The sequence below is a fragment of the Nakamurella sp. genome, from assembly GCF_048594475.1.
GTDB lineage: Bacteria > Actinomycetota > Actinomycetes > Mycobacteriales > Nakamurellaceae > Nakamurella.
This window is the reverse complement of sequence record NZ_JBMDXT010000248.1, coordinates 1-6152: the sequence shown is the minus strand read 5'-3', so window position 1 is coordinate 6152 and position 6152 is coordinate 1. Positions and strand designations below refer to the sequence as shown.

Annotated in this window: 6 protein-coding genes; 1 reads left to right on the top strand and 5 read right to left on the bottom strand. The window is 72.9% G+C overall.

Annotation, left to right across the window (positions count from 1 at the left end):
* Positions 1 to 14: 14 nt before the first annotated feature.
* Positions 15 to 1196 carry a hypothetical protein gene (locus ACOJUF_RS11450; protein WP_420121975.1) on the bottom strand — a complete coding sequence of 394 codons (1182 nt, stop codon included), beginning with the start codon at positions 1194 to 1196 and terminating at the stop codon, positions 15 to 17.
* Between the two features lie 128 nt (positions 1197 to 1324).
* Between ACOJUF_RS11450 and ACOJUF_RS11445 the strand changes: the two genes are divergently transcribed.
* Positions 1325 to 2560, top strand: coding sequence for an MFS transporter (locus ACOJUF_RS11445; protein WP_420121974.1), 1236 nt, complete (start codon positions 1325 to 1327; stop codon positions 2558 to 2560).
* 125 nt (positions 2561 to 2685) lie between these two features.
* Here ACOJUF_RS11445 and ACOJUF_RS11440 read toward each other — a convergent pair whose 3' ends face one another.
* The 4 genes from ACOJUF_RS11440 to ACOJUF_RS11425 form a co-directional block, all read right to left on the bottom strand.
* Positions 2686 to 3936 (bottom strand): MFS transporter, encoded by a 1251-nt coding sequence (locus ACOJUF_RS11440; protein ID WP_420121973.1) that lies wholly within the window; start codon positions 3934 to 3936, stop codon positions 2686 to 2688.
* 93 nt (positions 3937 to 4029) lie between these two features.
* Complete coding sequence (locus ACOJUF_RS11435) at positions 4030 to 4668, bottom strand: NUDIX hydrolase N-terminal domain-containing protein (protein ID WP_420121972.1); 639 nt, start codon at positions 4666 to 4668, stop codon at positions 4030 to 4032.
* Between the two features lie 8 nt (positions 4669 to 4676).
* Positions 4677 to 5099 carry a hypothetical protein gene (locus ACOJUF_RS11430; protein ID WP_420121971.1) on the bottom strand — a complete coding sequence of 141 codons (423 nt, stop codon included), beginning with the start codon at positions 5097 to 5099 and terminating at the stop codon, positions 4677 to 4679.
* 96 nt (positions 5100 to 5195) lie between these two features.
* Complete coding sequence (locus ACOJUF_RS11425) at positions 5196 to 5978, bottom strand: GDSL-type esterase/lipase family protein (RefSeq protein ID WP_420121970.1); 783 nt, start codon at positions 5976 to 5978, stop codon at positions 5196 to 5198.
* Positions 5979 to 6152: the final 174 nt, after the last annotated feature.

Sequence of the window (6152 nt, the reverse complement as noted above, 5' to 3'; positions counted from 1 at the left end):
CCGACCCGGCCGGGTCAGAGCTGGGGCAGACCCGTCACGAGGAAGAACGGGTTGTACCCGTCCTTCCACTTGTAGTGCGCCGTCAGATAGAACTGCCGATTCACGAAGTCGTACATCAGCCGGCTGATCTGGTGGCTCAGGTGGAATTCGAGGTACACCGACACCCCGAAACCGACCGCTGCGATGGCCATGTCGGCCACCTGCCGGTCCGAGTAGCCGGCCAACGCCTGGGCGTGCAGCTTCTCGTACTCGACGCGATCGAGGCGGTTGTTCCGGATGGCGACCATCGGGTTGGGCTGATTCAGCGCGGCCAGCAGGGTCGGGCTCGCCTTGGCCAGGATCGACTGGCGGATGCCCGCAGCCGGGTGGACCGGGAGCGGAACGACGGGTAACCAGCCCGCGCGGTTGGTGTGATTGCCCTGATAGTGGCCGTTCCGCAGCCTGGCGCCCACGTCGGCGCACAGGATCTGCTCGTTCAGGTTGTCCATGGTCAGGCTCTCCCGCCGCCAGCGGGCGCGCTCCTGGGCGATCTCCTCGTGGCACGCCTCGACCTCGGTGGCCAGGAACGACGGCAGGGAGTCGACGGAGATGGGCGTCGGCCGGCCCTTGGCCCGGGACATCCCGGCCTCGCCGACATTCGTGACCAGGGCGTCGAACGCCGTCCGCTCGCCCTTGTCCATCTGGGTGGGGGTCAGCGCGGCCACCACGGATCGGCGAACGACGGACTCCAGCACCGGCTGCGAGCCCCGGATACCGGCCAGGCCCTTGGTGACGTACCCGCTCACGATGGCGTTGGTGAGCACCACGGTCAGTGCGTCCACGTCCTGCGCCTCGTAGTCGCCTTGTTGCACCTGATCGAGGACGTTCCTGGCCTGGTTCTGGTAGGCGGGAAGTTTCTCCAGGATGCCGTCCCGGATCCCGGACCACAGGGATCCGAGTTCCACGGTGGCGTCCGTCGGGCGGTTCAGGTCGGGGTTGAAGTCGATGTTTCTCACCGTCACCGTGCGCCGGATGACCGAGCTCACCGGCGCCGCCGGGGCCGGCACCGGCCCGGCCGGACTCGGGCGAACCAGACCGGGCACGGCCACGACCCGAGCCGGGACGGCCGGCGGACCGCTCAGGTCGACCGGCTCCGCCGGCGGCCCCACCGGCCGACCCTTCGGCTGCCGGATCGTCGCATGCGTCGGCCTGCTCATAGCCGCTGATCGTCGGCCCTTCCGGCGCCGAGGTCAATCGCGGGGCCCGGACGGCACCCCACGCGACGCCCGTGGGCCAGGTCGTTCGCGTACCTTCATTTCCCGGACGGAAGGACGGACCCCCAGGCATGGCGAGCAGCGAGCACGGCGAGGTGACGCTGCGCGCCATCGCGCCCGCCGCGTTCGTGCCGCCCGCGGTGTTCGCGGTCGGGCAGGGCGCCATCGCCCCGGTCGTGGTCATCTCGGCCACCGACCTGGGCGCGAGCCCGGCCGCCGCGGCGCTGGTGGTGGCGACCGCCGGGCTCGGCCAGATCGTCGCCGACGTCCCGGCCGGATCGCTGGTGCAGCGGTTCGGCGAGCGCCCGACGATGATCGGCGCCGCCCTGCTGACCGTGCTCGCCCTGGTCGGCTGCATCGTCGCCCAGCACCTGGTCTTGTTCACCGCGGCGATCTTCCTCACCGGCATGTGCACCGCGGTCTGGCTGCTGGCCCGGCAGGCCTACATCACCGAGGTCGTGCCGTACCGCTTGCGGGCCCGCGCGATGTCGACCCTGGGCGGGGTCTTCCGGATCGGTCTGTTCGTCGGGCCGTTCGTCGGGTCGGCGATGGTGCACTGGGTGGGCCTGTGGGGGGCCTACGCGGTGCACATCGTCGCCGCCCTGGTCGCCGCCGGCATCCTGCTGGTGGTGGGCGACCTGACGGTGCAGGCGCCGGGCGGGGCCGGCGCGGTGGCCCCGCGGGCGTCGTTCGCGACCGTGCTGCGGGAGCAACGGCCGGTCTTCGCGACCCTGGGCGTCGGCGTCCTGCTGGTCAGCGCGATCCGCGCGGTCCGCCAGGTCGCGCTGCCGCTGTGGGGTCAGGAACTCGGGCTGTCGGCCTCGGCCATCTCGCTGATCTTCGGCATCTCCGGCGCCGTCGACATGCTGCTGTTCTATCCGGCCGGCAAGGTGATGGACCGGTTCGGCCGCATGTGGGTCGCGGTGCCGGCCATGACGGTGCTGGGCCTGTCGCTGATCCTGCTCCCGCTGGCCGGTGACGCCACCTGGCTGATGGTCGTCGGCATCGTGATGGGCATCGGCAACGGCATGAGTGCCGGCCTGGTGATGACGCTCGGGGCCGATCTCGCGCCACCCGGTCAGCGTCCGGTCTTCCTGGGCATCTGGCGGGTGTTCTCCGACGGCGGGAACGGCGCGGGTCCGTTCGTCATCGCCGGGGTCACCGCGGTCGCGACCCTGGGCGCCGGGATCGTCGCGATGGGCGTCGTGGGCCTGCTCGGCGGCGCCTGGCTCGGCTACTGGATCCCCCGGCGGGTGCCGCCGCCCGACCCGCACGAGACGGTCGTCGCCGACGGTCGGCCCGCCTGACGCCGCCGACGGCGGGCATTCGCGGCGCCCGGCGCTCCTCGACTCGCCCCCTCCGCGCAGGTTCTGTATCGATCCTGAACCTGCGGATGAGGCGAGTCGGTGCAGGTGCGGGCGGACCGGTGACGTCAGGCGCTGGTGGTCGGGCTGGGCTCGCCCGCGGCCAGCACCCGTTCCGCCGGCCGGGCCCCGGCCTGCGCCCGGCGCAGCGAGGGCAGGAAGGCCAGGGCGACCAGCAGCGCGCCGAACGCGGCCCCGGAGGTCACCCAGTAGGCGGTCCGCGCCCCGAACTCGTCGATGATGACGCCGGCCAGCGGGGACGCGCCGGCGATGCCGACGGCGACCCCGGAGGTCACCCACGACATCGACTCGGTCAGCCGCCCGGTCGGCACGACCCGCTCGATGAAGGACATGCCCGAGATCAGCACGGGCGAGCAGGCGATGCCGGCGACGAACAGCCCGACCGCCACCTGCCACACCAGCGGCAGGAACGGCAGCGGCGCGGTCACCACGGCCAGCACCGCGGTGGCGACCACGAACTGCCGCAGCAGCGAGGCCCGCAGGGCCAGCGCGCCGAAGATCAGACCGGCCAGCAGGGAGCCGACGGCGTAAAGGGCGAGCACGACCCCGGCCGCCTCCGGCACGCCCGCCTGCTTGGTGAAGGCCACGGTCGTGACCTCGAACGAGCCGAACAGCGCGCCCATCATGACGAAGACCGCGGCGACCGCGGCGACCCCGGGCAGCAGGATCGCCGGCTTGCCCGCCGCCGCCGCGTGCCGGCCGGTCGGGGTGGGTTCGGTCGAGCGCTGGGACAGCAGCAGGATCGACCCGACGATGAGCATCACCGTGGCCAGCAGCAGGCCCGCGCTCGGGTTGAGCTGCAGCGCCACGATGGTGGCCAGCGGTGGGCCGATGATGAAGACCGCCTCGTCGATCAGCGATTCCCACGCGAACGCGGTCCGCAGCAGCGGGCTGCCGTGCAGCTGGGCCGACCAGCGGGCCCGCACCAGCGGCCCCATGATCGGTTGCGAGGCGCCGGCTACGAACGCCAGCAGGAAGATCGGCCAGGTCACGGTGGTCCACAGGGTGATCGCGATCATCGCCAGCAGGCTGGGCACGTGCACCAGCAGCTGGATCGGCACCACCCGGGACTGCCCGAACGAGTCGATGAGCCGGCTCACCTGGGGCCCGATCACCGCGTTGGACAGCGCGTAGATCGCCGACACCGTGCCGGCCACCGCGAACGATCCGCGTTCGGCCGACAGCAACAGCACGGCCCCGAGGCCGATCATCGACATCTGCATCCGGGCCAGGAAGCCCGCCGCGGAGAACCGCAGCGCCCCCGGGCGCCGCAGCACCGTCGCGTACGAGCCGAACACGAGTCCTACCCCACACCTTCACGCCGACCGTCGGCAACCATTTTTACTGTACCAACCAGTCGGTACAGCAACCAGCTCGTGGCGGGATCGCGCTCAGTCGAACTCGGTGGGCAGGGACCGGTCGCGATGGTGTGCGACGATCCGACCCAGCTCCCACGGGTCGATCCGGCCGGTGGAGAGCGGGGGCAGCTCGTCCAGGCCGAACCAGCCGACCTCCAGCGTCTCCAAGGCCTGCGGCGGTCCGACCTCCCCGGTGGCCTCGCAGAGGAAGAACAGCTTGTAGATCGAGAACGGCAGCCGGGGCGTGTGCCCGCGGGCATCCCGGTCCCAGCAGCCCACGAGCTTGACCGCCCGGGCGCCGTAACCGGTCTCCTCCAGCACCTCGCGCTCGACCGCGGTCGCCGGGGTGTCCAGCGGATCGGCCCAGCCACCGGGCAGCGACCAGAAGCCGTCCAACCGCTCCCGCATGAGCAGCACGCGTTCGCGGCCGTCGACCAGAGCACCGCGGACGTCGACCTTCGGGGTCGCGTATCCGCGGTCGTCGCCGAGCTGCAACCGCCAGCCGTCGTCCGATCCCCCGCCGGCAACCGTCAGCAGCTCCCGGGCCAATGCTTCCAGCTTGCGGTACCGGTCGACGTCGTAGCGGTCGTCGGCGTAGTGCAGGCCGCTCTGCGCGACGGCGGACAGCGTGATCGCGGCCCGCCGGACGGACTCGGCCGGGTCGAGGGACACCGCGGACGTCAGTTGGTACGGAAGAAGGCCGAGGCCTTGGGCGAGTACAGGATCGCCAGCACGACGACCCCGAGCAGGATGCTGGCCACCGTCGACCAGCGGGCCGATCCGGGGTGGGCCACCAGCAGCCAGATCCCGCCGACGATGTTGACCAAGGTCACGGCCGCGACCACCAGGCGGGAGAAGCCGTTGCCGTTGGCCAGCCCGCGGGCGACCAGCAGGTAGACCACCCCGATCACGATGAGCAGGATGCCCAGCCACAGCGCGACGGCCGAACCCGTCGCGCCGGCCGCCGTCAGATCCCCGTTGACCGAGGCGCTGTCCCGGGCCAGCACGAACAGCAGGCCGACGAAGATCGAGACGAGTCCTTCGATGACGACCAGGATGAGCAGCAGGGTGACCAGGCCGGGTCGTCGGGTGGGCAGGGTCATGGCATCCCCATCCCGCGCGGATGCGCGTGGTGCGGGCCCGATCGACCGCCGACCGGCCGGGCCGATGATCATGTGGACCGGACTATACCGAGCGGGTCAGCGCAGCGCCTCGACGAGCAGACCGGCCACCGCGGCCATCCCGCCGGCGGTCGGGTGGAACGAGCCGGCGGTGCGGCGGGCGTCCGGCACGAAGTCGGCAACCCAGGGCTCCGGGGCGCCGAGGCCGTGCCCGCGGCTGTGCGCCGATGCCGCGACCAGCGGCGCCCCCGACCGGTCCGCGGCGATCCGGAACGCCTCCTCCAGGCCGTCCTGCCGGGCCCGGAACCCGGCCAGCTCGGCGTCGGTGAACTCGACGACCGCCGATCGGGAGGCGGGGTCGAGCACCGTCAGGTAGTCGACCAGGACGACCCGCGCCCGCGGCGCCCGGGCCCGGACCCGCGCGACGATCCGGGCCAGGTCGGCCGCGACCCCGCCGACGGCATCGGCGAACCCGGCGGTCCCCACCTCCGGGACCGGCTGCGGCTGGCCGGCCAGCAGCGCCGCCATCGGCGAACGCGGGTCGTGCCGGAGCCAGGCCGCGGTCATCATCGAGCCGATGAACCGCAGGTCGTTGCCGCCCGCGGTGACCGTGACCAGATCGGCACCCGCCGGCAGACCGTCGATCTGCGGGGCGAAGCGCACCCCGGGCGCGATCACTTGGGGGTGCTCCAGGATCGTCCCGCAGGTCGCGCCGGAGACGGTCAGGTCGACCAGCTCGGCGCCGAGCGCGGCGGCCAACCGGTGCGGGTAGTTCAGCGCCGACCGCATCGCGGCCCGGTCGGCGACGGGCTCGAGCGTCGGGCCGGCCGCGAACGAACTGCCCAGGGCGGCGATCAGCACCGGCCGATCCTCACACGCGGCCCGGACCGGGGCGCCGCCCGGCCGGCCGGTGCCCACGCCCCGCCGCGCGGCCGGTCAGCCGGGGAGCGGCCCGGCGCCGGGCAGCCCCCCCCGGGGCAGGCCCCGCCCGCGCTCGGCCCCGGCCCCCCCCACGCCCCGGACCAACTCCGGGCG